At 70.7% G+C, this 22,990-nt stretch carries 19 protein-coding genes and 2 pseudogenes; 12 read left to right on the forward strand and 9 right to left on the reverse strand.

What is annotated here, in order from left to right:
- Nucleotides 1–404: 404 nt before the first annotated feature.
- Nucleotides 405–590, forward strand: a pseudogene (locus tag ACFXKZ_RS47930) (anthrone oxygenase family protein); the annotation flags it as partial.
- A 121-nt stretch (nt 591–711) separates the two neighbouring features.
- Here the strand turns inward: ACFXKZ_RS47930 and ACFXKZ_RS47935 are convergent.
- The gene (locus ACFXKZ_RS47935; protein ID WP_380013399.1) at nt 712–870 is read right to left on the reverse strand and encodes a hypothetical protein; all 159 of its coding nucleotides are present in this window, start codon (nt 868–870) and stop codon (nt 712–714) included.
- Between the two features lie 33 nt (nt 871–903).
- A complete protein-coding gene (locus tag ACFXKZ_RS47940; protein WP_380013402.1) occupies nt 904–1,065 on the reverse strand; it encodes a hypothetical protein in 162 nt (53 codons plus the stop codon).
- Nucleotides 1,066–2,138: 1,073 nt separating this feature from the next.
- On the opposite strand from ACFXKZ_RS47940, the gene ACFXKZ_RS47945 reads away from it, so the two are divergent.
- The 4 genes from ACFXKZ_RS47945 (at nt 2,139) to ACFXKZ_RS47960 (ending at nt 9,817) form a co-directional block, all read left to right on the forward strand.
- The gene (locus ACFXKZ_RS47945; protein ID WP_380013203.1) at nt 2,139–7,088 is read left to right on the forward strand and encodes a hypothetical protein; all 4,950 of its coding nucleotides are present in this window, start codon (nt 2,139–2,141) and stop codon (nt 7,086–7,088) included.
- 391 nt (nt 7,089–7,479) lie between these two features.
- On the forward strand, nt 7,480–8,418 hold the full coding sequence (locus ACFXKZ_RS47950) for a hypothetical protein (protein ID WP_380013206.1): 939 nt from the start codon (nt 7,480–7,482) through the stop codon (nt 8,416–8,418).
- Nucleotides 8,419–8,567: 149 nt separating this feature from the next.
- Nucleotides 8,568–8,699 carry a hypothetical protein gene (locus ACFXKZ_RS47955; protein ID WP_380013209.1) on the forward strand — a complete coding sequence of 44 codons (132 nt, stop codon included), beginning with the start codon at nt 8,568–8,570 and terminating at the stop codon, nt 8,697–8,699.
- Nucleotides 8,699–9,817: a methyltransferase domain-containing protein gene (locus tag ACFXKZ_RS47960; RefSeq protein WP_380013212.1), complete on the forward strand. Its 1,119-nt coding sequence runs from the start codon at nt 8,699–8,701 to the stop codon at nt 9,815–9,817. The genes ACFXKZ_RS47955 and ACFXKZ_RS47960 overlap by 1 nt, the downstream gene beginning before the upstream one ends.
- Nucleotides 9,818–10,017: 200 nt before the next feature.
- On the opposite strand, the gene ACFXKZ_RS47965 is transcribed toward ACFXKZ_RS47960, so the two are convergent.
- From ACFXKZ_RS47965 to ACFXKZ_RS47975, 3 genes are all read right to left on the reverse strand, one after another.
- On the reverse strand, nt 10,018–10,701 hold the full coding sequence (locus ACFXKZ_RS47965) for an HNH endonuclease family protein (protein WP_380013215.1): 684 nt from the start codon (nt 10,699–10,701) through the stop codon (nt 10,018–10,020).
- 214 nt (nt 10,702–10,915) lie between these two features.
- Entirely contained in the window at nt 10,916–11,353 is a 438-nt protein-coding gene (locus ACFXKZ_RS47970) for a hypothetical protein (RefSeq protein ID WP_380013218.1), read from the reverse strand.
- A gap of 247 nt (nt 11,354–11,600) precedes the next feature.
- Entirely contained in the window at nt 11,601–12,026 is a 426-nt protein-coding gene (locus tag ACFXKZ_RS47975; protein ID WP_380013221.1) for a hypothetical protein, read from the reverse strand.
- Nucleotides 12,027–12,136: 110 nt separating this feature from the next.
- On the opposite strand from ACFXKZ_RS47975, the gene ACFXKZ_RS47980 reads away from it, so the two are divergent.
- Nucleotides 12,137–12,448: a hypothetical protein gene (locus tag ACFXKZ_RS47980; protein WP_380013223.1), complete on the forward strand. Its 312-nt coding sequence runs from the start codon at nt 12,137–12,139 to the stop codon at nt 12,446–12,448.
- A gap of 421 nt (nt 12,449–12,869) precedes the next feature.
- The gene (locus ACFXKZ_RS47985; protein ID WP_380013226.1) at nt 12,870–14,807 is read left to right on the forward strand and encodes a hypothetical protein; all 1,938 of its coding nucleotides are present in this window, start codon (nt 12,870–12,872) and stop codon (nt 14,805–14,807) included.
- Between the two features lie 563 nt (nt 14,808–15,370).
- Here the strand turns inward: ACFXKZ_RS47985 and ACFXKZ_RS47990 are convergent.
- On the reverse strand, nt 15,371–16,318 hold the full coding sequence (locus ACFXKZ_RS47990) for a hypothetical protein (protein ID WP_380013229.1): 948 nt from the start codon (nt 16,316–16,318) through the stop codon (nt 15,371–15,373).
- A 17-nt stretch (nt 16,319–16,335) separates the two neighbouring features.
- The gene (locus ACFXKZ_RS47995; RefSeq protein ID WP_380013232.1) at nt 16,336–16,542 is read right to left on the reverse strand and encodes a hypothetical protein; all 207 of its coding nucleotides are present in this window, start codon (nt 16,540–16,542) and stop codon (nt 16,336–16,338) included.
- A 251-nt stretch (nt 16,543–16,793) separates the two neighbouring features.
- Here ACFXKZ_RS47995 and ACFXKZ_RS48000 point away from each other — a divergent pair, with 251 nt between their 5' ends.
- The 3 genes from ACFXKZ_RS48000 (at nt 16,794) to ACFXKZ_RS48010 (ending at nt 18,565) form a co-directional block, all read left to right on the forward strand.
- Entirely contained in the window at nt 16,794–17,144 is a 351-nt protein-coding gene (locus ACFXKZ_RS48000; RefSeq protein WP_380013235.1) for a helix-turn-helix domain-containing protein, read from the forward strand.
- 90 nt (nt 17,145–17,234) lie between these two features.
- Entirely contained in the window at nt 17,235–18,008 is a 774-nt protein-coding gene (locus tag ACFXKZ_RS48005) for a hypothetical protein (protein ID WP_380013238.1), read from the forward strand.
- Nucleotides 18,005–18,565 carry a flavoprotein gene (locus ACFXKZ_RS48010; protein ID WP_380013241.1) on the forward strand — a complete coding sequence of 187 codons (561 nt, stop codon included), beginning with the start codon at nt 18,005–18,007 and terminating at the stop codon, nt 18,563–18,565. Before ACFXKZ_RS48005 ends, ACFXKZ_RS48010 begins: the two co-directional genes overlap by 4 nt.
- A gap of 164 nt (nt 18,566–18,729) precedes the next feature.
- On the opposite strand, the pseudogene tpg reads toward ACFXKZ_RS48010, so the two are convergent.
- Nucleotides 18,730–19,095, reverse strand: a pseudogene (gene tpg / locus ACFXKZ_RS48015) (telomere-protecting terminal protein Tpg); the annotation flags it as partial.
- Between the two features lie 69 nt (nt 19,096–19,164).
- The gene (locus ACFXKZ_RS48020) at nt 19,165–19,347 is read right to left on the reverse strand and encodes a hypothetical protein (protein ID WP_380013244.1); all 183 of its coding nucleotides are present in this window, start codon (nt 19,345–19,347) and stop codon (nt 19,165–19,167) included.
- Between the two features lie 219 nt (nt 19,348–19,566).
- Here ACFXKZ_RS48020 and ACFXKZ_RS48025 point away from each other — a divergent pair, with 219 nt between their 5' ends.
- Nucleotides 19,567–22,392, forward strand: coding sequence for a hypothetical protein (locus tag ACFXKZ_RS48025; RefSeq protein WP_380013247.1), 2,826 nt, complete (start codon nt 19,567–19,569; stop codon nt 22,390–22,392).
- Between the two features lie 194 nt (nt 22,393–22,586).
- Entirely contained in the window at nt 22,587–22,871 is a 285-nt protein-coding gene (locus ACFXKZ_RS48030; protein WP_380013250.1) for a hypothetical protein, read from the forward strand.
- The last annotated feature ends 119 nt before the right edge of the window (nt 22,872–22,990 follow it).

The following is a 22,990-nucleotide window of genomic DNA, read 5'->3' on the forward strand; positions in this document are numbered from 1 at the left end:
TCCGTTGCATCGATAACCTCGGGGTCAACCGTGGTTGCGAGGACGACCGTTGATCGACTCCTGCGTGGACGAGAACCTTGAGGTGTCGGGAACGGAGCGGCAAGGCGAGAAACCGCGAACCGCTCCTCCCTCGCCCATCCTCGCCTCCCCAGGAGTTCGCCATGGCCACGACCGACCACACCCTCGCCCCCGCCGGCCCGATCGCCGCAGGCCGCAGCACTGCCGGTCGCTGGCTTACCGCAGGCGCGGCCGCGAACGGCCTGATGGCCGGTACCTACGTCACCTTCTCCGCCGCGGTGATGCCGTGGCTGGGCACCAAGGGCGACGCCGACTTCGTCAGCACCATGCAAAACATCAACAGCGGCATCGAGAACCCGCTGTTCTTCACCGTCTTCACCGCCGCGATGGCCGCCCCCGCAATCGTCGCCTGGAAACTCCGGGCGCACAGCCGCACGGCAATGCGCTGGGCCCTCGTCGCCCTCGGGCTCCACACCACCACGGTCCTGACCACCTCGGGCATCAACGTCCCGCTCAACCAGGCACTCGCCCACGCCGGCAGCGCCGACCCGGGCAAGTCCCGCGCCGACTTCGAGACCACCTGGAACATCTGGAACGGCATCCGCGCCGTCCTGTCCACCGCGGCCGCCGTCGCCATGGTCAAGACCGTGCGCCTGCACCGCCGCAGCCGCCGGTGTCCTACGCCCTACCGAATCATCGCCGCTGGCAGACGACCGCGGCTCCACGGTCCGGCGCGGTCACGCAAGTGGCGTAGGCGGCGAGCAGATCGTCGAGTTCGGCCGGGGGCAGGGTGGCGGCGCCGACCCAGGGGTGGGTGTCGAGCGCATCCCAGCCGAGGAACGCGAACTGCACACACTCGCACCGGCCACCCTCGGCGGGCGGACGTTAGACCTTGGCCCACGGGGCGAAACCGCGCCGCGTCGGACGCCACCAGTCCCGGGTGACCTGCTCCACGACCCGGTGGTCGTCGGGCAGGCGCAGGTTCCGGCGGTCCTTGAGGGTGGCCGGCAGGCCCAGGCGTTCGTCCGCCGCCGCGGTAACCACCACCAGCGGGTCCGCGTGGCGCGATGCAGGCGCGGCGCGCCCAGGCCGGCGGCCAGCGCCCACGCGACCACGTCCGGCAGGGACTTCGCCGGGCAGGGCACGGTTCGTCCGCCCGTCAGGTACGCCATGAAACCCCGCAGCGCACGATCGAGAACGGCGAGCGGGCCCGCCTCGAACCGCGCCTCGGCGGCATCAGTGGCGGTGGTACCAGCTGCAGGAGTGCCAGCCGCCGAACCCGCGGCCCGACCGCGCGGGCGCACGACGACCCGCCGCCCGCGCGGCCGGCTCGGCCGACGCCACCGGTCCGGGCGCGGGCGCGGACGCATCGGGCGCGGTGTGATGGTCGGGCGGCGGGTCCAGGGCACGGCGGCCGACCGTGTGGGCGCGGCCGGTGTCGCGTCGCCCTCGGCCACCGGACCGGCGGCCGAAAGTCGCGCCGTTGCCATCACCGACCAGGTGCTCGGGGGCATGAACGAGTGGTGGACCCGCCCGCTCGACGCGGTCTACCCCGTGCACCGGCACGCACCGGGAACCCGCAGACCGAACACGAACGCGACCGGATCGTAGGCACCACCGACCACATCCGCCAACGACAACTCAATACCACCGACACGCGCCACGCCCGGCCACCCCTCGGGAACATCGATCCTCGGCGGCTACCACACGTTGCGCCCCGCAACTTCATGAACGACAACGCCATCGTGAACGGACCACACGCCCGCGCCGGGAGCAGCCTGTTCGAGCCAGCCGGATGGGTGGTCAGGCTCCTCTGCCGGGGTGGCGTTGCCGGACTACCTTTCCGACGGGTGGGTTGAGGAGTCGGGCTTCGAGGTCGGCGACGCGGCGGCCACGAGCGGCGGTGCTCGGGGGGCGCGGACCCGCGCGCACCCAAACTCGGCATCGTCGTCCGTGGTCAACGTGCTGGCGACCACGTCCTCACCGCCGCTTGTGATGGCGAGTGGGAGAGATGCCGATCATTTCCCGCGTAGGCTCGCTATTTCGGAGAGTCGCAGGTGGGTGCCGTGCAAACGGCGTGCTCGTGAGGTGTGCAGGAGTAGAGCGTGCAACGTGGTCCCGTGTCCCTGGGCGCAGGTCATGACTGGCGGAGCATCCGGTCATGGAACGGTTCTCAGCATCGTGCCTTCGAGGAACTGTGCTATCAGCTACGCGAGCCTGCTGCGCACGGCTGGAGAACGTTCAAGCCGGCAGCGCCCGACGGCGGGGTCGAGTGGTGGGACGAAGCGCCGAACGGATCCGACGCTCATGGTTTCCAGGTCAAGTTCGTCCACAACGTCGACGATCTGATACCCGTGGCGCGGGAGAGCGCGAAAACGGTCGGTTCCAACCGCGAAACACGCAATATCACCAGGTTGACGTTCCTCGCCCCGTTCGATCTCTCCGACCCCGTGCCGACGTCCCCAACCGGGCGGGAGCGCAGGGGAGCCAGAATCCGTTGGGATGACGCGGTTGCGCGGTGGAAGAGCGAGCTGCCAGGCCTGTCCGGCGTCGAGATCGTGTTCGTCGGCTCCGGCGAGTTGCTGAGTCGCGCGGCCAGGCCGGAACACGAGGGCCGCTGGTGGTTCTTCTTCGATCAGGAGGTGTTCGGCCCCGAGTGGTGCTCGGACATGGCCCGCCAAGCGCAAGGACGCGCGGGAGCGCGGTATACGCCGGAGCATCATGTGCCCCTGCCGCAGGAGGCGATCCCGGATGCTTGCGCGCTCGTCCCGGAGTTTCGGGCACGGATCGAGCGAGCCGTACACACCGCGCACAAGCTTGTGCGGATGGCGGTTTCGGATCGCATGACACCTGCGGCGGATGACTGTCGGCAAGACATGGAGCTCTTGGTCCGGGAGTTGGTGGCCGATCGGCCGCTTGCTGTGGGTTTCCCCGCCGGCGACGCCTCCGTGGTGGTCTCCCGGGTGCTGAAAGGGTTGGACGTGCTGCGGTATCAACGGAACTCGGCGCCTGCCGATGTCACCGATGCCGTGGCGGACGATGGTGTTGTGTCCTCGCCGGACCCGGAGTGCGAGACCGTGAATGGCCGGGTATGGGACGACGCGCAGTACGCGTGCGAGGCACTGCTGGAGCTGCTGGATGGGGAGCAGGGGCAGGCGGCGGAAACCAAGGCCTGGCTGCTGACCGGGCCGGCGGGACAGGGCAAGACGCACCTGCTGGTCGACGCCGTTCGGCGTGCGGTGGGGCGCGGGAGACCGGGGCTGGTCCTCTTCGGCTCGCAGTTGGACGCGACGAAGCCGCTGGCGAGCATCGCGGCAGCCGCCGGCATGGGCGGGATCACGCATCGGCGTCTGCTGCAGGCGATGGACGCCGCCGGGGCGGCGAGTGGCTGCCGGTTCTTCCTCGCCATCGACGCGTTGAACGACGCGAACGCCCCCGAGTCGTGGAAGACCGAGTTGCCGGCGTTGCTGGCCGCTCTGGAGAGGTACAAGCACGTCGCGTTGGTCGTGTCGTGCCGGTCGACGTTGGCGCAACGGGTGTTGCCGGATGTTTTCGCAGGGGCCACGACCGAGCATCCGGGATTCTCCGGGCTCGAGGCGGAGGCATTGGAGGCGTATTTGCGGAAGTTGCCTTCCGCGGCTCCGCAGGCGCCTTTGCTCGTTCCCGCGTTCAGGAACCCGTTGTTCGTGAAGCTGTACGCGGTCGGTCTGGAGAGGTCGGGCGGGGCGTCGCGTGGGTGGGGCGTCTCCGTGGATGCGCGTGATCGCAGCGCCGTATTCGACGCGTTCGTCCGGACCCGCGAGGAGGAGATCTGCACTCGGCTGGGCCTGGATCCGGTGGAGCGGCCGGTGCGGGCTGCGGTGGAGGCTGTCGCGGCGCGGATGGCCGAGGAGGGACGGCAGGTTCTCGATCGCGCCGCCGCTCGTGGGATCGTGGAAGCGTTCGCCCCGCATGCGACCGAGTGGCCGGAGACCATGCTGGGCCAGCTCATCGCCCACGAGGTCCTGTCGACGGAGATTCTGCCCGGTAGTGAACCGTCGACGGGGATCGGGTTCCCGTATCAGGCATTCGGTGACGATCTCATCGTCCGGCATGTGCTCGAGCGCCACCGCGACGAAGTCCTCGACGCCGATCCCGAGAAGGGGCTCAAGCCGGACTCGTTGTTGCGTGCCTGGTTGGAGAGCGCCTCCCCCAATCACATCGAGGCGGCCACGATGCTCGTGCCGGGATGGTTCTCGACGGAGTTGGTCGATCTCCTGTGCGGCCGCCCGGGGTTCCCGCCGGGCTGCGGCAGCGCGGGACCGGCGGTGCGGGCGCCGCAGCTGCGGTCTCTGGCGTGGAGTCTGGTGTCGACGTTGCCTTTTCGCGTCGCCGGCGGGGTGACCGAGCGTACGGTGAGACTTCTGCGCGCGGCGGCAGCCGAGTACGGGCTCGAGAATCGTCTGCTGGACTCCGTCATCTCGGTGACCGCCGACCCTCCTCATCCGCTCAACGCCGACCGGCTGCATCGGCACCTCGCTCGAATCGGCCGCCTGGAGCGAGACAGGTCATGGGGTATCGGGACGTACTCCATGTTGGGGGACATCACGGCGTTGCATCGGCTTCTGCGATGGGCGGAGACCTATCCCCTTCCCGTGGATCTACTGCCGGAGTCAAGGCCCGTCCGTCAATCCCTACAGGTCCGGGCACGCCCTTCCGGGCGCGCCTTCGAGCCCGCGACGGGGGGATCCGACGAGGAAGTGGTGCGTCTGGGTGCGACCACGCTGGTGTGGACCCTGACGTCGTCGAATCGATTCCTGCGCGACCGGGCCACGAAGGCGCTCGTGCAGCTTCTCCTGGGCCACCCCGACGTGTTGAGCGGGCTGTTGGATCGGTTTCTCGACGAAGACGCCGAAGCGGTGGACGATCCGTACCTGTTCGAGCGGCTGGTGATCGTGGCCTACGGGGTGGCCGCGCGCACCGGCGCGCGGTATCCCGAACGGCTCCAGGGCCTGGCGCGCCGGATCCTGCGGTATGTGTACGGCGATGCGGCAAGCCCGGCACACGCCTCACGCAGCGTCTTGTTGTGCGATGCGGCCGCGCGTGTCGTGGAACTCGCAGCGCGGGCAGGGCTGATCGGCTCCGCGGAGGCGTCCGCCGCGCGTCACCCCCATCCCTGCCCCGATGTCGGACCGGCTCGGTCTCGGGAAGACCTCGACCTGCGCCTGCCCACCGGCGAGGACCCGTCCACCTCGTGGGGCCCCGTCCTGGCGTCGCTGAGCGACTTCGGAGACTTCGGTCGACATCGGGTCCAGCCCGCGGCGGAAAGCTTTTGCATGCTGCCGTTGGGGACGCCGTATCCACGTCCTTCCTGGGAACGCGCGAACGACACGCCCGTGGTGGTCCCGGACGCGGTACCCGCGCTCGCCGAGAGTCTCCCCGCGGATGTCCGAGAAGCCCTGTCGAGCCCGGGGGCCGTCGAGCGCTTGCTGGCTGACGCGTGGGCCGCCCGCAGCGCCTTCACCGACGAGCAATACGCCCTGCTGCAGGCATGCCGGGCGCCCGGCTCTTTGGACGAGCAGCTCGCCGACACCCGTGTCTCCGGCGACTGGGCGCGGCAATGGGTCCTGGGCAGGGTCGCCGACTTGGGCTGGTCGCCTGCACGGTTCGGAGAATTCGACCGTTTCCGGGAAGGCAGAGGCAGGGGGCGAGAAGGCCACAAGCCCGAGCGCATCGGCAAGAAATACCAGTGGATCGCCTTCCACGAGTTGATCGAGCGTCTCGCCAATCACCACCACCCCTACCGGCAACGGCCCCACGATGCCGCGAAGTACCCGGGCGCGGCCGAGCTGTTGCTCGTGGACATCGACCCGACGCTGCCGCCCGCCCGCCACCCGTTCGGGCCCCGGAGCGTCCCCGACCGTGAGCGCGATCAGGCGTATGCGACGTTTCCCGATCAGCAGGACGGCGGGTTCTGGACCCCGACGCCTCCGAACCTCCCAACCCCGGGCGGCGAGGAGGCCTGGATCTGCGGGGAAACGAACCTGCCGAATCTGGAGCAACTCGCCGTCAGGACCGACAGCGACGGCCGGCGCTGGATCGTGCTCGACGAGTACGTCACCGACGATCACGACGGCGGCGGATGGACGCACATCGCGGGAGAGGCCGAGCAGTGGCACCAAATCCACGGCTGGCTCGTCCCCGCACGGCAACGCCCCGCACTCGACACATTTCTGACCGGCCGCTCCCTGATCGGACGGTGGATGCCCGAAGCCCCCGAACGTCGGGGCGTCCACTGGGCCGACTTTCCCAGACCTGCCCCGAGGACCGAGCCCGACGACGACTCCCACCACGTCATCGCCCCGCAGCACGACCCCGAACAAGATCGATCCGGCATCGGAGCAGAGGACGGCGAAGGTGCTAGCGTGGACAACGGCGTGATCAGCGGCGCTCAGGCACTCGCCGAGACCGTCACGGCCTTGCGCTACGGCTCGTCGAAGCACGAGTCGGACGAGGACATGGTCACTGCTTGGTACAGGCGCCGCGAACTCGTACGGCAGGAGAACCTGCGCAAACTCGCCCGCCGTGTGAGCGACGACAGGGCGCCGGCCATCGAAGACACCCTGCCGATCCACCAGGGCGTGCCGCAGGCCCAAGCCATGTATCGGGGAAAGCCCGTCGTGGTGGTTCCCGCCGCGCAGCACTACAGCCACAGCGCCGAGTCATACGACTGCTCCCTCGGCGCTGCCGTCTCCGTCGCCATGCCCTGCGACCTACTCCTGCGCGATGCCGGGCTGACACAGTCACCCGCCACTCCCCACTGGTACGACACTCACGATCGGTTGCGGGTCCAGTACCTCACCCACACCCGCCCCACCGGCACCGTCACCACCCTCCTCGCCGATCGAGAATGGCTCCTCGACCGGCTCACCGACCTCGAACTCGCCCTTGTCCAAGGCCTGCTCGGCGAACGACAGCGGAAGACGACCAACCCGCGCAATTGGCGCGAGTTCAGCCAGACGGCCTCCATCGCACCGAACGGCAACACCCGATACCAACCTCTGATCACGACACTCGCTTCGCAGAGGTAGGCATGGCCGCGTCCGGCGGCCCGGGACGGGGGCTATGTACCGGACGAGGTGGCACTGGTAAGCCAGGCGAAGGTGAACGGCTCGCCCAACGTCGTTCATCCCCAGGAAGGTCAACGCGTCGACACGCGCAGTCCAGTCGTCGGTGTCGGGTGTGTGAGTGGTGAAGGTGAATCGCAGTCCCCGCAGGCCGTGTCCCGAAGGTCGTTGCGTCGTTGGGAGGTTCGGCAGCACGATCGACGCCTCGGTCCCAGCTCGCCCGGTCCCGTGGCCGGGTGGGTGTCGAAGGACCCGAAGACGCACCGCGTCGTCACGCACCCGTCGGATTCCGGTCTCCTGCCTTCCGGGCCCAGGGCGTGCGAGTCACGGGACCGCACGTCCGGAAAGAGCGATCGTGTCGTCGAACCAGGCCCGCAAGAATCAGACCCGCCGCCTCGCCGCGCGGGAGGGCATCGGCTACCAGGAAGCGTTGCGGCGGCTGCGCGCCGGGCGATCCGGCGACGCCGTATACGCGTTCGTCCACGAGGTCCGTACCACGCAGTCGTGGGAACTGTTGCCCAAGGAGGCGCCCACGATCGCGTGGGGTTTCGCGGCGGCCTGGGCGTTGGACGGGCACCGGGTACTGGCGGTGACCTCGAGGTCGGATCGGCGCGCGGACGCGTGCACGCCCGCCGACACGTGGTGGACGCGAACGATCGCGGTACCCGGGTCCGGCGTCCTGGACGTCCTGGTGGCGACGCTTCCCCCGGCCGAGCTCCGCACGACGGCGGACCCGGATTCCGCTCCCGGTTCCGCCCTCGCCCGGACGATCGACGCCGCCCTGCGCGGCTACGACCACGTCGTGCGCATCGGAGACGACGCCCGCTGTGTCCCGACGGCGGCCCACGACACGGTGATCATGACGATCCCCCGCGCGGAAATCGCCACCCACGGGTGGCGTCTGGACATCCCCATCGACGAACTCGGCCGCCTGGACCCCACATCGCGCCGACACCGCCTGGACCTGACCCCCGCCCAGAGCTCCGTGCTGTTCCGGCGGGAGTTCGCGAACCGAATCGTCATGCAACCCTGCGTCGGCCTGGTGACGACCGTCGAGGACGACGCCGACCCCGACACGCACCGCGACTTCCACGACGCCGTCTACCGTGACATCGCGGCGAGCGGACTCCCGGTCCTGGCGGAACTCCCCCACACCTGGCGCGCGCGCCCGGAACGACGCGTCGGCGACCGCGTCCTGGACCTGCCCGACGGCCCGTTCGCGAACGCGTACCGCCACGCCGCACGTCAAGTACGCGAGGCGGCGCGACGCCGCCGCGCCGATCGCCGCGGGTGAGCAATGTCGGTCGGCGGGTCTTCGGTGTGCTCGGCCCCGGACGCCGCGCGGGTGCGGCCGAGCACCGACCGTCGCGGTCTTGCCGTCGCTCGTCGTATCGCGTCATGCTCGAAGCGTCATCTCGTTTCCGAGGACGTGGAGGACCCGTCGTGGGTGATCACAGCAAGCCGCCTGCGCCCCAACCCGATCCCCCGCAGCCCGACCCCAAACAGAAGCAGGACGGCGCCCTTCCCGGCATCGGGGACCCGGGCCCGGGACGCCGCAAGAAGGACAAGCCGTAGTGCGCGACGCCGAGATCGTGGGCACCCTCGACGCCGAGGGCGCCTTCCCTCACCCGTGGGTGCGCGAGGCAATGCTCGCCGTGCCGCGCGCGGCGTTCGCGCCCGACACGGTCTGGCGCGCCGACCCCGCCACCGGCCGCTACACCGCGGTCGACCGGCACGCGGACCCCGACGCGTGGGACGAGGTGGTCCTGCGGCCGGAACCGGTGGTCACCCAGGTCGACGACGGCACGGCCGACACGGTAGGGGATGTGGCGAGCAGTTCGCTCAGCGACTACCGCGCGGTCGCCTCCTTCCTCACCGAACTCGACGTCCATCCCGGCCAACGGGTCCTGGAGATCGGCACCGGACCCGGCTGGACCGCAGCCCTGCTCGCGTGGCGCCTGGGCGACGAGAACGTCGTCTCGGTCGAGATCGACCCCGCCCTCGCGGCCGGCGCCCGTGCCACCCACGCCCGGCTGAGCCTCGCGCCGACGGTGATCACCGGCGACGGCACGCTCGGCGCCCCCGATCACGCGCCCTTCGACCGGGTGCACGCCACCGCCGCGTTCACCCACCAGGTGCCGTACGCGTGGATCGAACAGGCCCGGGCGGACGCGGTGATCGTCGCGCCCTGGTCGCCCGGCTGCGGCGCCGGCGCCCTCCTGCGCTTGGTCGCAGGCGACGACGGCACGGCGTCGGGGAAATTCGTGCGCAGCGTGGCGTTCATGGAGCTGCGCGGTCAACGCGACGACGGCGGCGAAGGGTTCGAGGCGGCGCGCGAGGCCGAGCCGGCCACGGGCGAGGCGGCGGTGGAGTGGGTGTTGGAGTCGCTCTACGCGGACGGGAACTTCACCCACGCCGTCGCGCTGCACCTGCCCGACGTACGGCTGGAGACGCTCGGAGGTGGGGCCGTGTGGCGGCTGTGGGACGGTGGCCGTTCCTGGGCGCTGGTCGACGACCGGCCCGGGATCGGCAAGGCCGTCCAGGGCGGGCCGAGACGGTTGTGGGACGAGGTCGACGCCGCCCTGCGATGGCAGGACGAACACCGCGTCCACGGCTACGACTTCGGCATCACCGTCGACCCCAATCGACAATGGGCCTGGGCCGAGCACCCCGAACGACGCTGGGAGATGTAGTCAACCCCGAGCGGGCGAACCACGACAGAGACACGAGAACCGTCACCGCGCGGCGGCGGTGAGAGGTGCCAGGCAGGCGGGCGAAGCTGTCGCGAGGGTGATTTTCAGGTTCATGGCACTGTTCCGATTCCGTTTCCGTCGTGAGTGGTGGTCGCCGCGGAAGGCCGATCGTCGGCCTCGTCCCCGTGATGGACCGGCGTCTACCGGGCGCGGGTGACGGTGGTGACGGGATCGTCGCAGCGGGCCTGGATGCGGTTGAGGGCGGCGAGTTCGGCGGTGTCGACGCTCAGGCCCCATCGGGTTTTCACGACGACCCAGTCGGTGAGGTAGCGGCAGGTCGCCGAGGCGGCGGGCGGCATCCATTGGGCGGGGTCGCGGTCGGCCTTGCTCTGGTTGGTGCTGTCGTGGACGGCGGCCAGGGAGCGTTCGTCGTCCAGGTCGTTGGCGTACGCCTGGCGTTCGGCCGCGGTCCAGGCTGCGGCACCGGAGTCCCAGGCCTCGCCCAGGGGCACCATGTGGTCGATGTCGACGTCGAACTTGTCGGTCTGGGTGGTCTCGTCGTACCAGGACCACCACTGGCCGGTGTTCGCCGTGATGGTGCACCGGCGGGTGACCTCGGGTTGGACGGTGGCCTCGGCGAGCAGGACCTCGGCGCGGGTGTCGCATCCGTCCCGGTCGGCGTCGATCCAGTGCTTGAACTGTTCGCGGCCGTAGCCGTCACGGCTGCCTTCGGCATGCACCGGCAGCGCGGCGATCAGCGACGACAACGGAGCGGTGACGGTCCCGGGGCCCGCACCAGCGGCGGCGGGCGACGAGATCGGGGCCAGGACGACCATCGGCAGGGATAGAGCGGCGGCCAGCGCCGGCGCGCGGAAGCGTGTCATGCCCCCACAGGTAGTGGTCCGACAGCGACAGGAGGCACGAACTCGCGCGTTGCTCGGACGAGTTCACCCGAATTGCCCACCCGGTCGGTCCAACCGCCCCTCCTCCATCCCGCACGCACGCGCCCGTGGACCGGTTCCCGGCTCGCTCCGGGCCGAGCGGGTTTCGCATCACCGGAAGATCGGCGCCCGCCGGCGAACCGCCGGCGACAACAGGTCAGGGGCGGGGACGGATGCGGTCCAGGTCCGCGTCGAGGACGGCGAGGTCGGGGTGGTCCCGCAACTGCTGCTCCCGCGCCCAGTTCTCGAGGTCGGCCTTGTGGGCGGCCCGCACCTCGTCGACGCAGGTGTCGGTGAGAATGGCGAGCAGCTGTACGTCGCCGTCGTCGAGGCCCCGGTAGCGGTTGACAGGGGCGTAGCAGCAGGCGAACTCGTCGGAGAGGTCGGAGCCGGCTGCGGCGAGCCTGTCGACCAACCACCGCCGAAACGGTGTGTCCTGGGTGCGCCAAGCGGGGTCGTAGTCGTCGTGTTCCGCCTCGGGATCGTCGAGCTCCCCGGCCAGCCACCGCCGGAACGGCGAGTCCCGGGCGCTCGGGTCGTGGTCGTCGTGGTCGTCGTACTCGGGAACGCCGGGACCGGGGCCGATGACAGGCATGAGCGGATCGTATCCACGGCTGCGGTGGGGGTAGGCGAGATTCACTCGAACGGGATTCGCAGGCATCGCCCGAGGCCCTCCCGGCTCCGATCCGCCCGACCGGAATTCCTTGATCTACGAGCCCGTTCGCGCATCTCGTTCTCGAAGTACAGGCCGGGGTTGACCTCCAGGAGGCACTTCCGCTGGGCCTGTCCAGCGCGCACGCACCCACCTGCCGCTTGACGCTGGCAGCAGACGTTGGGTTCCTTCAGCGGAGGTAGACCGCCGGATAGCTGCGCTTGTTGTCCGAGCCGAAATCGGCGAACACGGTCATGTATTCGACCTCCTCGGCGCGGACTGCTTTGAGCAAGTAGTCCGACCCCTCTGCCAAGAGATCCTTGTTGACGAGGTCGGCGGCGAGTTGAAGCTGCATGAGCTTCTTGCTCTGCTCTCTGTCGCTCGGCCGGGGTCTGTCCCGGTTGGCCAGGCGCACGACCATTTGGGTGCCCTTGAGGCCGAACCCTTCGTGGCGAATCTCGACCAGACCCTCGTCGGCGAGCTTCTTGGCTGCGCGACGCGTCGATTCGATCTCGGAGCGCTCAGGCCCGCGCTTGGGCCTCTTGGCTTCGGCCAGGGCCGGCAGCAGGACCCAAGCTCCACTGAACTCGCGCTCGATCCCTTGCAGGGTTTCCAAGATTCGGCGCTGAACGACCCCATGTCCTCGGCTCATCGCCTAAGTGTTGCAGGGGTTGAATTGGATTCTCCGGATAATTCCGGCAAGTTTGGTTTGTGAGGCTCTCGCCCATGAGCATGTCGATCGCGGCGCAAGCCGCTGTAGTCCTGGGGCAAGACGACTTCTCGCCCAATCTCGCGTTCGCGCTGGTCGTTCTGGTCGCGTTGGCTCTCCTCGCGTTCCTCGCGTTCTCCCTGATCGTTGGCCCTGCACGGAATCGACGGTCTCCCCGGCGCAATGCCTCCACGACGAACGGCGAGAGCCACAGCTCTGCGCAGGGGCAACCTGACGCCCGGGATCAGAAGTGGGTGATCGCGGGGGTCGTCGTCGGCGTCCTCAGTGTCGTATCGACGGTCATCATCGCTGTCGTTCAAGGGGGGTAGTCACTGATTCTCTGCGGAGGGCCACCGAGCCCTCCGCAGAGGAATCAGCCTCAGCGGGGCGCCCGTTCGTGTGGTAGCGAGTCATGGCCGCCCGCTTCCGGGGATTGCCAGTCCCGCTCGCGATGCCGCGCTGCGGCAGCCGTTGAGGGGGCCGGTGGACGCGATGGATGTCCGGGTTGTTCACTCACTCGGATCAACGGCTTTCCGTTCGGCGGGGATCCCACCTTTACGATGCGGCTCGGTGTCGCTCCCACAGGGCACGACGGTGCTTGCGTGTCGCTCGTGACCGCGGCTCGTCGGTCAGGCGTGCCGCTCGGGAGTACTCCCCTGTCGTCGGCGTGGGGTCGAGCGACGCGGGACGCCCGCCGGTGCGGGCACGATGCCCGCCGGCGGGAGCTCGCGGGGGAAGGGGAGGCCCGTGGTGACCGAGAATTCCGGCGTTTCGGGGAGGGTGGCGCCACCGGTGTTGACCGCCCGGGCGGGCGTGTCGCCGGACGACGTGGATGTGGCTTCGCGCTATTGGCGATGGGGCTCGTACGGGCTCGGAGAGACGACGCGCTGGGTCGAGACGGTCTCGGGGATCGGGCCGAATGCTCGGATGATCGCGCTGGCGTCGGCGACGGCCGTCGTGCCCGGGCTCGGATGCGTACGATGCGGCGGGCCGCTGACGTTGTCATCGCGCGCGGCGTTCGATCGGGTGTACCGCCTCGGGCGCACCACGCAGGAGGGTTGCGTCGACTGCGACGCGGACCTGCGGTTCGAATTGGACTGGTTCAACGACCCCACACGACGGGCGGAGGAGCAGGCGGCTCGGGAGGTCGCGCGGGTGCGGGCGGACACCCAGAACCGGTGTGAGGCGTCGCGGCGGGCGTGGGAGGCGGCGCGCAGGGACTGCGTGGTGCGGAAGTATGCCGACGTCGAGATGCCCGACGCGATTCCCGAGGCGGGTGTACGGGAGGAGGCGGTGGCGCTCGCGATGCTGCGGTACGCCCCCGAGGCGGGGGTCGTCGCCCCGCTGTCGAAGTGGTCGATGCGCCTGTCCGCTGCGACGGACGAGCAGCCGGAGCTGATCGCCTCGGCCGTGCGCGCCGGCCTTTTGGCGATCCATGCCGACTCGAGCGTCGATGCCTTCGTGTGGGAACCGGCCTCGTTCGAAGAGGCGTTGCGTGCCGCCGAGGGTGTGTACGAGGACGTGAGCCCCGCCGAGCTCACCGAGCTGTACCGTCCAACGCAGGCCACGCACCACAGCCCACACGGGTCCCACCCACAATCGGCCGCCGCCGCCCTGGACGCGCACCTGACGAAACGACTCGAACCGACCGGCATGACGGCCTCGCGTCGTGAGGAGTTGACCACACTCCTCGTGGAGGTGATCGCCGACGAGGTGTTGCGCTACTTCGACCAACAGTTGCCCATTCGGAACCTGCCTGCGGTGCCGGAGAATCATCGGACACGGCTGCGTGACGCGGCCCGTCGAGCGGCGGCAGTGCGGCCGATGGCCGATCTGGTGATGCTCGCCTGGCGGGCGGTGCAGAAGGGAGCGGTCGCGGCCCAGACGCATCGACGCGCGCCGATCGCGAACATGACCGTCCACGCGGTCAACCAGCTCGAATCCGACATGCAGAAGGCCGCAGCAGACCCGGTGCACCACATCAAGCCCGCCTTTTGGAAACTCGAACTGGCCGCGCTCACGCGCACGCTGTTCCTGACCGTCCTCGACCAGGACCCGTACACCACCTCCGTGGCCGCCCTGGTCGCCGCCCTACCGCCGCCCGTCGTCCTCCCGACACAACGCGACGGCGACGAAGACCACGACGACGACGGGGAGTGCGAACTCGATGGAAATCGGGCATTCGCCTGGCTGAGCGCCAATCCCGACGCCTGGGACGGGCAGGATTTCCGCGACCTCTTGGAATGCCATGTCGAGATGCATGCCGAACCGGAGGGCTGCGACTGCGGAATGACCGGACACGCAATTCTTGCCGCGGAAGGGCGTGCACTCCTTGCGCTGTTCGACGACCTGTTCCCCGTGATCGGGGGCAAACACGCAGCCTTGGCGGTCGTCGCCGCCGCGAGCCGCGTCATGGACGACTATGTCGTCGAGGACTGCACCATGGGGGTGATCCCCGGCCCGGGCACGTACTACGGACACGTCCTGCACTTCGAGAAGCCGAAGCCGACCCCGATCGACCTCCCCCCGTGGTGCGGAGAGTGCGACGGCGACAGTGTCCCGGGCTACATCGGCGCCCGCTGGCGAACCGCCGGCGACAACAGGTTCTACAAATGTCCGAAGTGCCATCCCTACGCCCATCTCTGGGGCGGCAAGCCGATCGAACGTGTGGTGAACCCGCCGACGTAGCGTCACGCGCGGTTGCCCTGAGCAGGACCACCACACTCGATCACTGCGCACCCGGCTTCACCAAGCCGAAGCGGAATCCAGCCGCGCGGCAAGAGGTTGTGTGGTGGCGCGGAGTCCCGGCGCGCCGGGGATACGAGGGTCCAGGTCGGCGGGCTTCCCACGGCTCGCATATGGCCCCCCGCAACGGCGACGGTCGCCTCTCCCGCCGGCGCGGCAGGCAACGAGGGCGGGTCCCAGAACGACAACCGGCAGGACGAGCGTGGCGGCCCGCGCCAGGTCGCGGAAGCGTGCGAGTTCACGCGGATCGTCCACCCGGACCGGCCGAACGGGAACCAGCCGAGTCTCGAGGGGGCGCGGCCGGCTCCCGGTTCTCGGTCGGCTCACGCCCGAGCACGTAAGGAGTGTCCGGGTCGACGGCGGAGCCGCCTTGGCTGCGGCGCAACTCGGCGAGGGTGAGTGGGTAGTTGACGCCCTTGCGCCTCTCGCGCCTACCTCACCGGGCGCCACCGTGTCGCCTGGGCTGAGTCGCAGCATCGCGACCGGGTCATGACGCGGGTGGTGGATCACGGGTGGGGTTCCTCCCCGATCGAGGCGATCGCGACCACCGGGGCGGCGGCTGCGAGAATCGCGTCGGCTCCGGTGTCGTGGCCGGGGCCGAACGCGCGACGGCGGGCCCGCTGCAGCGAGGCGGGGTCGTGCCAGCGGACACGGCTGCCGGCTCGCAACGAGCGCAGTACCGGCGCGTCGGCGGGGCGGCGGACAACGCCCAGGGGTGTAACCAGCCGCAGGGTCAATGCGCTCCAGGACGCGTCGGTCCCGATCGAGCGCAGCGTGCGGGTGTCGAGGTACAGGGCCTGCCCCGGACGTAGGTCGATGTCGGTGCCCATCCAGCGGCGGCGGCCGCGCTCCGCTCGGAGCAAGGTGCCGAACGCCCCGGCGGCGACGGGCCGGTGGGGGAGGTAGGCGTCGGCGAGGGAGGCGACGGCCACGCGCGCGAACGGCAGGGCGCCGTCGTGGGCGAGGAGGTAGACCGCGGTCATGGCGTGACGGGCGTCCAGCAGCAGGCCGGGGGCGATGCCGTCCTGGTGGCAGGGCACGGCTGCTTCCTGTCCCGCGCGGTGGGTCAGGAGCCGGCTCGACTCGATCGCGAGGTCGGGGCCGAGCGCGATGCCGGGCAGGCACAGAGCCTCGGTGGTGTCGAGTAGTCCGCGAACGAGGCGGGGGTGGGTGTGGTGGACGTCGTCGAGGCGGGCGGCGCCGGCGGCCACGGCGCGGAACGCCTCGACCAGCACGGCGAGTCGGGTGGCTTCGAACGCGGGGTCACACCAGGTGTCGACGGCGACGCCGGACCCGGGCAGTGGGGACTCGATGCGCATGGCGTGGTCCAGGCGGCCGGTGTGCGCGTACGGGGAGGCGGGTGGCAGCACGATCGGCGACCCGGTCGGGTCCGGCCGGTCCCCGGCGGCCCCCTCCGCCGTCGGGGATCCGATCCGGTGTCCCGGCGGGGGCACGGGCCTACGGGACAGGGTCACGACGTCGCCGGGCGGGGCGGCCGCGCGGTGGGCGCGGGGTGGCGGGCGAGGATCGCGGCCAGGTCCTCCACGACGTCCCAGGCCTGTTCGACGGTCAGGTTCAGGTCGATCCCGTCGCGGGCGCCGGCGTCGAACCGCATGAGCACCGGGCGCTGAGGAAGCGGCCCGGCCGTCGCGTGGACGGTGTGAGGAGAACGAGGCATCGGTAGGCCTTTCGGATTCGGGGATCCGCCCGAGGGCCGGTGTGGGCCGGTCCCGGGCGGGGGTCGGGTCCGGTCGGGCGCCCACGGGTGCGCCCGACCGGTCCCGGGCGGAACCGGTCGGCGGTTCCGCCCCGTCCTCGGTGTCCGTGATCGGCTCCGAGGCGGTTCGGGGTAGGTCAGGCTAGGAGGGGATGCGGCGGCAGACCCCCACAAAATGTGGGGGTCGCGTATCCGGGCTCGGGGCGTGATCCATGGCGACACAGCGCACGATCGGACAGCGGGTCTCCTACTGGCGCGAACGGCGGGGACTGACCCAGCGGGAACTGGCGATCCGGCTGGGCAAGTCGCTGAGCTGGATGGAGAAAATCGAGTCCGGCGAGCGGGCGTTGGAGCGGTTACCGCTGGTGGACGCGGTCGCCGAAGCGCTGCGGATCGACGTGCAGATCCTGCTCGGGCGCGAGCCGGCCCGCGACAGCGACACGTGTCTGGACGGCGTGGAGGTCGCGGCGATCCGCCGGGCCCTGGAGCGGTACGACACCCTGCTCGCGCCCACCCCGACGGCGCCCGCGGACCTGGGCCGGCTGCGGATCGGCACGCACTAAGCGTGGGCCGCGTTCGCCAGCACCGACTACGGCACCCTGGGCCGGACCCTGCCCGGCCTGATCGACCAGGCCCAGGCCGCCGCCGCCTCCATGGACGGGGACGACGCCCTCGCCGCCGCCGGGTTCCTCGCGCAGGCGTACCAGGTCGCCGCGTCCACCCTGCGCAAACTGGGGGAGGCCGAGTTGGCGTGGCTCGCCGCGGATCGCTCGCTCGCGGCGAGCGAACGGTCCGGAGATCTGCAACTGACCGGGACCGGCGCCTACCGGGTGGCGAACGCGTTGCTGGCCAAGGGGCGTGCGTCGGCCGCGTACGACCTGAACCGACTCGCCGCGGACCGGCTGTCCACCGGTGATGCGGCGCCGTCGACCGGGCGCCTGGCGGTATTCGGCACGCTGCTGCTGCAGGCGGGAATCGCCGCCGCCCGGGACGGGCGCGACCGCGAAGTGCACGACCTGCTCGCCGAGGCCGACACCACCGCCCGACACGTCGGGGACGGACGCGACGACTACTGGACCGCGTTCGGCCCCACGAACGTGGGCGTGCACCGGGTGTCGGCGTGCGTGGAACTGGGCGACGGAGCCGCCGCGGTCGCGGCCGCCAGCCGCATCACCCCGGCCGGGTTGGCGACGCTGCGGCCGGAGCGGCGCGCGAACCACCTCGTCGACGTCGCCCGCGCCCACTTGCAAACCGGTGATGGCGACCGGGCGTTGACCACGATCCTCGACGCGGAGAACCTGGCGCCGGCCGAGGTGCGGTGCCGACCCCTCGCCCGGGCAGTGGTCACCGACCTGGTCCGCCGCTCGCGCACCGGCCCACCGTGGCCGTTGCGGCAACTCGCACAGCGCGCTGGACTACCCGCATGACCACACCCGGCACCCCCCGCGTCCTGTACGTGATCGCCTGCGCCGCCCCGCCCGCGCGCGACGTCGCCGTCCTGGTCCGCCTCGCCCAGGAACGGGGCTGGGAGGTGTGCGTGATCACCACGCCGAACGCGCGCGCGTTCGTCGACGCACCGGCGTTGGAGGAATTGACCGGGCATCCGGTCCGAAGCGAGTACAAACGGCCCGGCGACGCCGACGTGCTACCCGCGCCGACCGCGATCGCGGTCGCTCCGGCGACGGTCAACACCGTCATCAAATGGGCGTTGGGGATCGCGGACACCCTGGCACTGGGCCTGCTCACCGAGGCCATCGGCAAGCAATTGCCGGTCGTCGCGATGCCGTTCACCAACCGCGCCCAGGCCGCCCACCCGAAATTCGGGCGGAGCATCGAGGAGTTGCGGGAGTGGGGCGTGCGGGTGCTGTACGGGCCCGACGTATACGAACTGCACGAACCCGGCGCCGGAGGCGACCACGTCGACGCGTACCCGTGGCACCTGCTGCTCCCCGCGCTCGAACAGACCTCGCGCACCTCGAGGTAAATCCACCCCACTGACAGAGGGGGTCCCGGCGTGCGGAAGGCCCCGCGCGGATTTCCGTGCGAGGCCTTCCGACGGTCGTTCCGCTCAAGTGCCAGGCACTCGGGCCCTCCGCCTGCTCACCAACGTTCGCGCACAACGATTCGAGCGCTCGGTCACAGTCGCTGTCACTCGAAACTGCGGATGTCGAACTCTATGTAGTCCACGTCGGTGAGTTCGACGGTCTCCAGGTCTCGGGCGCGGATGCCGCCTTTCTGGAAGTAGGACTGCTGCAGGCCGGCGGCGACGATGCGGTCGAGGTCGCGTTCCGATGCTCCGGCGCGTTGCGCGTCGAACAGTTCCTGGGCGTGGGTGAGTAACAGTGGTTGTGTGAGGCGGCGCATGCGGGGGTCGTCGGTCGACCCGGTTGCCGAGGAGAAGCCGAACTTTGCCCTGGTCTCGATGATCACGCCACCGGCGTTGGCCGCGCGTTGCTCGGCGCGCCGACGGACGTGGGGCTGCCACAGTTGGCTGCACTGATGATCGAGGTCGTGTGCGCACGAGACCGTTGTCGGCTGGTCGAGTTGGTCTGGAGCGGGATCGGGGAAGGTGAGGGCGTTGGGTCATCCGTAGGCGGCGACGGCGGCGAGGTAGATGCCCAGGGTGGTGGCTGCGGCGCCCGCGCCGGTGAGGATCGCCTGGGGGATGCCGGCACCGGATCGGTGGGTGAGCAGGCCGGCGGCGACGGCGAGGTTGAGGGCGGTGGACAGGGCGAGCAGCAGGAACAGGATCTGCAGCGGGCTCATCGCGTGAACTCCTGGTGGTGGCGGGCCCGGGGTGGGCGTGTCGGACGGAACCGACGCTGACCATCCAGGCGGCCGTCCCACAGGAGTCCGGGTGGATCGGACAGTCCGCGAGCCGAAGTCGGCCGGTGGGAAATAGAGTTCACGCCACGGCCGGGAGGTGTGTCGGCCAGGGTGTCCATGGGGTAGTTGGACACACGGCCGTGGGAGGGTGCATTCGCGATGACGGGACCGGCGGCGCAGGAACCGGGCTATGCCGAGCTGATCACCGCGCTGGCCGCGTTCCGCGCCCAGCGCCTGCACCGGCAGCCGTCGGACCGCGTGTTGGCCGGTGTGGTCGGGGTGAGCCCGACTACGGTCGGGGAGTGGCTGCGCGGCGACCGGTTTCCGCAGCAGCCCGAGCAGTTGCTGGCCGTGGTGCGGGCGATACGAGCCCAGGCCGAGCGTGCCGGGCTGGCCCGCGACCCTGCGGCGGTCGCGGTGTTGGACGAGCGGGTGTGGCGGCACGCCTACCGGGGCGAGGCCGGCCGGCGTGCGGACGGCACCCGGGTCGCGGTCCGGGCGGAGCAGGGCCGGGCGGCGGTGGAGCGGATGCGGCCGGGTCGGCCGCTGGTGGAGGTGGCCGACCCGTTCGCTCTGGAGGTGCACCACGCGATCGACTCCCGGACGGCCGGGCTGCCGGTCCTGCCGGTGTACGTGCCGCGTGAGCACGACCGCCTGCTGGCCGAGGCGGTGGACCGGGCCGCTGCCGGGGCCGGCGGGGTCGCGGTCCTGGTGGGCGGCTCGTCGACGGGCAAGACCCGCGCCTGCTGGGAGGCCCTCCACGTCCTGCGCGAGCGGGAGGAGGGCTGGCGGCTGTGGCACCCCATCGACCCGACCCGCCCCGGGGCCGCGTTGACCGAACTGGCCGACGTCGCCCCGTACACCGTGATCTGGCTGAACGAGGTGCAGGAATACCTCACCCCCGCCCCGCATGGCGAGGAACTCGCCGCAGGCCTGCGCGCGCTGCTGCGCGACCCGCGGCGGGCCCCGGTCCTGGTGCTGGCCACCATGTGGCCGAACCACTGGGACACCCTGACCACCCGCACCGACCCGGACCGCCACGCCCAGGCCCGGGCACTGCTGGACGGCCACCGGATCACCGTGCCGGACGCCTTCACCGGCGCCGCCCTGGACGCACTGGCCCACGCGGCCGGCGACGACCCCCGGCTCGCGGAGGCCGCCGAACACGCCACGGACGGCCGAATCACCCAGTACCTGGCCGGAGTACCGGTCCTGACCGAACGCTACGAGGACGCTCCGCCTGCCACGAAGGCACTCGTGCACGCGGCCATGGACGCCCGCCGCCTCGGCGCCGGCACCCACCTCCCCCTGGCCTGGCTCGCCGAGGCCGCCCCCGGCTACCTCACCGACACCGAATGGGACGCGAGCGGCGACGACTGGCTGGAACAGGCCCTGCGCCACGTCACGCAACCCTGCAAAGGCATCCCCGGCATCCTCACCCCCGTCAAGACCGGCACCCCCCGCAACCGGCGCACCGGCCCCGCTACCGAACACCGCACCGGAGCCAGCCAGAGCGCGACGTATCGGCTGGCGGACTACCTCGACCAGCACGGCCGCCGCCACCGCGCCGAGGAAATCCCGCCCGTCGACTTCTGGACCGCGGCCGCCACCCACGCCCACCCCGCCGACCTGACCGCACTCGGCCACGCTGCCCGGACGCGCGGCCTGTACCGCGATGCCGCCCAACTCCATAAACACGCCGCCACCCGCGGTTCCCGGTACGCCGCAATTGCCCTCGTCGCCCTCCTCCACACCCTGCACCCCACCGACCACCGCCCCGTCCAATGGGCCGCCGCACACGCCTCCCTCGATAACCCGAGTGCCGTGGGCGGACTGTTGCAGGAACTACGGGAAGCCGGGGCGCAAGACCAAGTCGCCGTCTTGTTGGCACGCGACCCCGCCGCGCGCACCTCCCTCGACGACCCGGACGCCGTGGCCTTCCTGTTGTGGGCTCTGCAGGACATCGGGGCGCAGGACCAAGTCGCCGTCTTGCTCACACGCGACCCCGCCGCGCGCACCTCCCTCGACGACCCGGACGCCGTGGTCCAGCTTCTGTCGGTTCTGCGGGAAGTCGGAGCCCACGAACAAGCCGCCGCCCTGGCCACACGCGCTGCCACGCATGTCCCTCTTGACGACCCGGACGCCGTGGCCCAGCTTCTGTCGGTCCTTGGGGAAGTCGGGGCGAAGGAGCAGATCGCCGCCTTGCTCGCCCGCGACCCCGCCACGCGCGCCCCTCTCGACAACCCGGCCGCCGTGACCAGTCTGTTGTGGGCTCTGCGGGAAGTCGGGTCGCAGGACCAAGTCGCCGTCTTGCTCGCCCGCGACCCCACCACCCACGCCCCTCTCGACAACCCGGACGCCGTGACCCATCTGTTGTGGGTTCTGCAGGAAGTCGGGTCGCACGAGCAAGTCGCCGTCTTGCTCGCAGGCGACCCCGCCGCGCGCGCCTCCCTCGACAACCCCGGCGCCGTCGCCCAACTGCTGAGGGCACTACGGGGAGGCGAGGCGCAGGACCAAGTCGCCGTCTTGCTCGCACGCGACCCCGCCGCGCGCGCCTCCCTCGACAACCCCGGCGCCGTCGCCCAACTGCTGAGGACACTGCGGGAAGTCGGGGCGCAGGACCAAGTCGCCGTCTTGCTCGCACGCGACCCCGCCACGCGCGCCTCCCTCGACAACCCCGGCGCCGTCGCCCAACTGCTGAGGACACTGCAGGCGGTCGGGGCGCACAAGCAAGTCGCCGTCTTGCTCGCACGCGACCCCGCCACGCACGCCTCCCTCGACAACGCGGACGCCGTCGCCCAACTGCTGAGGGCCCTGCAGGAAGTCGGAGCCCACGAGCAAGCCGTCGCGCTCATCGCACGGCTTCCCGCCGCAGGCCACTTCCATCTGTTCGTCATGATCGGGAACCAACGGGACCGGTTCTGGTACGGCCGGGAACCCGATGGAAGCCCTGCCGCCCCGTGGGGGTGGGCGGACCTGACGTAACGCGGGACAGACAGCAGCGCGGATGCGAGCGCGGCCGGAACACGCGAGTGTCGACGGCCGCCCACGGCGGCGGTTTCGCCGTCGGGCCCGCCTCGGCGAGTCCGACTCGCTTCCGTCCCGATGCCTGCGGCGGGTACCGATCAACGTCGGCGGGATGTCACGCTGGAGTCGTCGGGTCGTGGCGAGGAACGAGGATGTCGATGGCCGAGGGGTACACCACCGTGGTCCGCGGTGAACGCGTCGAACTGCCGAACACGCTCGGCAAGATCAGGGCCGCGTTGCCGGAGGAGCGGCGTGTCGCGTTCGACGAGGAGATGTACTCCACGCCGTTGGATCAGATCCAGGCGCGGGCCCTGTTGGGGTGGGCGTTGCCGCCGGAGGCGGACGTCGAGGACGACGAGGCGGCGGCGCGGGCCCGGGCGGGTGAGAGGTTCGGGTTCTTCGACCGCGAGGGAAAGCCACGCGAGTTGGGGGACTGAGATGGCGTATCTCGTGCAGTATGCGAGCACGGCCGAGGCGGAGTTGACCAAACTGAGCGCTTCGAGGTCAGCTCCGGTGTCCTGGTCGTCACCGTCCTGCGTCTGGTCGCTCCCTTCGG

It is taken from the genome of Embleya sp. NPDC059237, assembly GCF_042754105.1.
Classification (GTDB): Bacteria; Actinomycetota; Actinomycetes; order Streptomycetales; family Streptomycetaceae; genus Embleya.

Coding starts and splice junctions, on each gene's coding strand:
- ACFXKZ_RS48030 (WP_380013250.1), top strand. CDS start 22,587: ATGTCGATGGCCGAGGGGTACACCACCGTGGTCCGCGGTGAACGCGTC.
- ACFXKZ_RS48020 (WP_380013244.1), bottom strand. CDS start 19,347: ATGAGCCCGCTGCAGATCCTGTTCCTGCTGCTCGCCCTGTCCACCGCC.
- ACFXKZ_RS48005 (WP_380013238.1), top strand. CDS start 17,235: ATGGACGGGGACGACGCCCTCGCCGCCGCCGGGTTCCTCGCGCAGGCG.
- ACFXKZ_RS48025 (WP_380013247.1), top strand. CDS start 19,567: ATGACGGGACCGGCGGCGCAGGAACCGGGCTATGCCGAGCTGATCACC.
- ACFXKZ_RS48000 (WP_380013235.1), top strand. CDS start 16,794: ATGGCGACACAGCGCACGATCGGACAGCGGGTCTCCTACTGGCGCGAA.
- ACFXKZ_RS47970 (WP_380013218.1), bottom strand. CDS start 11,353: ATGCCTGTCATCGGCCCCGGTCCCGGCGTTCCCGAGTACGACGACCAC.
- ACFXKZ_RS47980 (WP_380013223.1), top strand. CDS start 12,137: ATGAGCATGTCGATCGCGGCGCAAGCCGCTGTAGTCCTGGGGCAAGAC.
- ACFXKZ_RS48010 (WP_380013241.1), top strand. CDS start 18,005: ATGACCACACCCGGCACCCCCCGCGTCCTGTACGTGATCGCCTGCGCC.
- ACFXKZ_RS47965 (WP_380013215.1), bottom strand. CDS start 10,701: ATGACACGCTTCCGCGCGCCGGCGCTGGCCGCCGCTCTATCCCTGCCG.
- ACFXKZ_RS47995 (WP_380013232.1), bottom strand. CDS start 16,542: ATGCCTCGTTCTCCTCACACCGTCCACGCGACGGCCGGGCCGCTTCCT.